The sequence below is a fragment of the Mycobacterium sp. TH-M25 genome (assembly GCF_057473665.1).
This window is the reverse complement of sequence record NZ_JBYCLA010000032.1, coordinates 1-4,011: the sequence shown is the minus strand read 5'-3', so window position 1 is coordinate 4,011 and position 4,011 is coordinate 1. Positions and strand designations below refer to the sequence as shown.

Annotated in this window: 4 protein-coding genes; 1 reads left to right on the top strand and 3 read right to left on the bottom strand. The window is 64.6% G+C overall.

Annotation, left to right across the window (positions count from 1 at the left end; genetic code table 11):
* Positions 1–1,659 (bottom strand): glycogen debranching protein GlgX (glgX, locus tag AC2VOU_RS01290; RefSeq protein WP_486955725.1); only part of this gene is annotated, 1,659 nt, incomplete at its 3' end.
* Positions 1,660–1,763: 104 nt separating this feature from the next.
* Between glgX and AC2VOU_RS01285 the strand changes: the two genes are divergently transcribed.
* The gene (locus tag AC2VOU_RS01285) at positions 1,764–2,264 is read left to right on the top strand and encodes a DUF427 domain-containing protein (RefSeq protein ID WP_486955724.1); all 501 of its coding nucleotides are present in this window, start codon (positions 1,764–1,766) and stop codon (positions 2,262–2,264) included.
* Here the strand turns inward: AC2VOU_RS01285 and AC2VOU_RS01280 are convergent, their stop codons facing one another.
* Positions 2,265–2,645, bottom strand: coding sequence for an SRPBCC family protein (locus AC2VOU_RS01280; protein WP_486955723.1), 381 nt, complete (start codon positions 2,643–2,645; stop codon positions 2,265–2,267).
* On the bottom strand, positions 2,645–4,011 hold a 1,367-nt coding region (locus AC2VOU_RS01275), incomplete at its 5' end, for a cryptochrome/photolyase family protein (RefSeq protein WP_486955722.1). The genes AC2VOU_RS01275 and AC2VOU_RS01280, both read right to left, overlap by 1 nt.

Here is a 4,011-nt window from a genome sequence, read left to right as displayed (position 1 = left end):
ATCCCAATGCATCCAGGTGATTTCGTTGTCTTGGCAGAACCCGTTGTTGTTGCCGTTCTGGGTGCGACCGAGCTCGTCACCGTGCGAGATCATCGGCACCCCTTGCGACAGCAGGGTGGTGGCAAGAAAATTGCGCTGCTGATGGGCGCGTAGCGCGTTGACTTCTGGATCGTCGGTCGGGCCTTCGACCCCGCAGTTCCAGGAGCGGTTGTGAGTTTCGCCGTCGTTGTTGTCTTCTCCGTTGGCCTCGTTGTGCTTCTCGTTGTAGGACACCAAGTCGCGCAGTGTGAAACCGTCATGGGCGGTGACGAAGTTGATCGACGCCACCGGGCGCCGAGCGGTGTGCTCGTAGAGGTCGGCCGAACCGGTCAGCCGTGAGGCGAACTCACCCAGCGTCGCGGGCTCGCCTCGCCAATAGTCGCGCACGGTGTCGCGGAACTTGCCGTTCCACTCGGTCCATTGCGGCGGGAAGTTGCCTACCTGGTAGCCGCCCGGGCCGACGTCCCACGGCTCGGCGATCAGCTTGACCTGGCTGATGATCGGATCTTGTTGTACCAGTTCGAAAAACGCGCTCAGCCGATCCACGTCATAGAATTCGCGAGCCAGTGTTGCGGCCAGATCGAAGCGGAACCCGTCCACATGCATCTCGGTGACCCAGTACCGCAGCGAATCCATGATCAACTGCAGCGAGTGTGGGTTGCCGACGTTGAGGCTGTTGCCGGTACCGGTGTAGTCCATGTAGTACCGCTGGTCGTCGTCGACCAGCCGGTAGTACGCGGCGTTGTCGATCCCGCGCATCGACAGGGTGGGGCCCAAGTGGTTGCCCTCGGCGGTGTGGTTGTACACCACGTCGAGGATCACCTCGATGTCTTCTTCGTGCAGGGCGCGGACCATGGTCTTGAACTCCTGCACCTGACCGCCGGGGGTATCGCTGGCGGCGTATTTGAAGTCGGGAGCGAAGAACCCAATCGTGTTGTAGCCCCAGTAATTCGACAGCCCTTTGGCCACCAGCGTCGAGTCGTTGGCGAAATGGTGCACCGGCATCAGTTCGATGGCGGTGACGCCCAGCCTTTTCAAGTGCTCGATGATCGCGGGGTGCGCGATGCCGGCGTAGGTGCCGCGGATCCGATCCGGGATGTCGGGGTGAAGTTCGGTTAAACCCTTGACGTGGGCCTCGTAGATCACGGTATCGGCGTACTCATGGTCCGGCGGGCGGTCGTTGCCCCAGTCAAAGTAAGGGTTGATCACCACCGACTTGGGCATGTTGGGCGCGGAGTCGTCGTCGTTGCGGCTGTCGGGGTCGCCGAAGTTGTAGCTGAACAACGACTGGTGCCACTCGAAGTTGCCGTCGATCGCCTTGGCGTAGGGATCGAGCAGCAGCTTGTTCGGGTTGCAACGCTGACCGGCCGACGGGTCATAGGGCCCGTAAACGCGGTAGCCGTAGCGTTGACCCGGCTCGATCGCGGGCAGAAAGCCGTGCCAGACGAAACCGTCCACCTCGTTGAGCATCACCCGCGACTCGTCGTCGGCGGCGTCGAAAAGGCACAGCTCGATCTTCTCCGCGACCTCGCTGAACACCGCGAAATTGGTGCCCGAACCGTCGTAGATGGCGCCCAGCGGGTAAGCCTTGCCCGGCCATTGCTCGATGCGAACCGTCACAGCGCCCTCTTTCGTCTGCGGCGCCGCACGGCTGCGGCCCGAGGTTGCAGACTACCCGCGACGCGAAAAGGCACACCTGGTGTGAATGGGGGCACAATGGTGGGGTGAAACCGTGGCCGACGCCCGAGAAACCCGGTCCTGGACAGGAGTCGGTGTGGGACTATCCGCGACCGCCGAGGCTGGAGGAGTTCGCCGGGTCGATCACCGTCGAGTTGGGCGGCCGCACGATCGCATCGACCAGGCAGGCCTGGCGGGTGTTGGAGACCAGCCACCCGCCGACCTACTACTTGCCCGAGAGCGCCTTCGCGGTCGGGGTGTTGCGTCGTGGCGAGGGTACGTCCTGGTGTGAATGGAAAGGGCAGGCAACGTATTACGACCTGGTGACCGATGCCAGGGTGGCGACGCGGGCAGGTTGGACCTACCTGCACCCGACGCGCGGGTTCACGGCTCTGGCCGGTGCGGTCGCGGTGATGGCTGCGACGGTGGACCGCTGCACCGTCAACGGCGAGACGGTTACGCCGCAGCCCGGCGGCTTTTACGGCGGCTGGATCAATAGCTGGATTGTCGGCCCGTTCAAGGGAATTCCAGGGTCCATGAGTTGGTGACTAGGGTCCCGTCGTCGCGATGTAGTCGATGCGACGTAACGCGATTGCGCACACTGACAGGTAGCCGGCCGCCCACCACGGAACGGCCATGCTCGCTCGCGCGCAGCTGCCGGACGGCTCGACGCGGTGGTGGGTGGCCGGGACGCCGGCCACCTGCCAGGCCCAGTGCCGGCCCGGCTCGAACTCGGTGATGACGAACGGGACGGCAAGGCCGAAAGCTGTTCGCACGGTGCCGGTTACGTCCAGGTCCAGTCGGGTATGTGGGGGATCAAGCCAGGCCGCACTGACGGTCGGACCCCACTGCGGCCAGACGTCGAGATCGATCAGCACGTTCCACACCACCGATGGTGGCGCTGCGATGTACCGGTCCACGGAGAGCATCAGGGGGCCCGTCCGCCGAGCCTACGTTGCTGTTCGACGACCTCGTCGAGATCATTGAGGCGTCGCATTCCGGCCAGCGGCTGGTTCATCCGCCGGCTGTCGGCAAGGCGTTCGGCGTTGCGCTCCAGGAACCACCAGTACCCGCCGGTGAACGGGCAGGCTCGGTCGCCGACTCGCTCCGAGGGCCGATAACGGCAGTCGCCGCAGTAGTTGCTCATCCGGTTGATGTAGGCGCCGCCGGAGGTGTACGGCTTGGTGGCTATCAGTCCACCGTCGGCATGCTGGGACATGCCGACCACGTTGGCGACCATCACCCACTCGTACCCGTCGACAAAACACCGATGGAACCAGTCGGTCATCGCGGCAGGGCTCCAGCCGCGCTGCAATGCGTAATTCGACAGCACCATCAGTCGCGAAATGTGGTGCACCCAGCCGTGATCGCGGACCTGCGCCAGCACGTCCTGCAGACAGTGCGCGTCGACGGAGCCGGCATCCAACTCGGCGAACCACTTCGGCACCCGGGCATGGGCCTCCAGCGCATTGCGGTGCCGGTAGCCCCTCCCGAAATGCCAGTAGACATGCCAGATGTAGTCGCGCCAACCGATCAACTGCCGGATGTAGCCTTCGACGCTGCCCAGTGGGGCGCTTCCCGAGCGGTAGGCGTCCTCGGCGGCATACGCGCATTCGAGCGGATCGAGCAGGCCCAGATTCATCGGTGCCGACAGCAGGCTGTGCGCCATGAAACGGTCTCCGCTGAGCATCGCGTCTTCGTGAGGACCGAAGTGCGGCAATCGATCTCGTATGAATACCGCCAGGGCTTTGTGCGCTTCGGCCGCGGTGACTGCGAATTCGCGCGGGCCGTCGCGTCCCACGAAGGAGACGTCGCCGTCGCGTTCCCAGCGGTCCAGGTCCGCACGGACCTGATCGTCGATCTCGTCTTCCTCGGGCCGCCAGGGCGCTGTGATCCCCAGGCTGCCGGTGTCAGGGGCGGGCTCGCGGTTGTCGGCATCGAAATTCCAGCGGCCCGCGGCCGGTTGGTCTCCGTCCATCAGCAGATCGAACCGTCGTCGGGCGTCCCGGTAGAAGTTCTCCAGTTTGAGCGTCTGTTGCCCGCGGGCCCACTCGCTGAATGTTGTCCGTTCGGTGCAGAATCCGCGGGCCGGCAGCACCTTGACATGCGGCATAGATCGCACGAAGCGGTCGGCGGCCCACGAGGTCGGCTGGCACACGCTGAGCGGTTCGTCGAGCTGGTCCAGCGCCTCGCGGTAGGTGCGGGTCCGCAGAAACATGGCCTGATCGCCGAGTTCGGCGGCTCGGTGACGCAACGCTGACACCACCAGGTGGGCTTTGCGGCGGTGAAAGCGCC

What these genes read in the sequence shown, in the direction of transcription:
- AC2VOU_RS01280 (WP_486955723.1), bottom strand. Translation starts at nt 2,645, where the DNA reads ATGCTCTCCGTGGACCGGTACATCGCAGCGCCACCATCGGTGGTGTGG.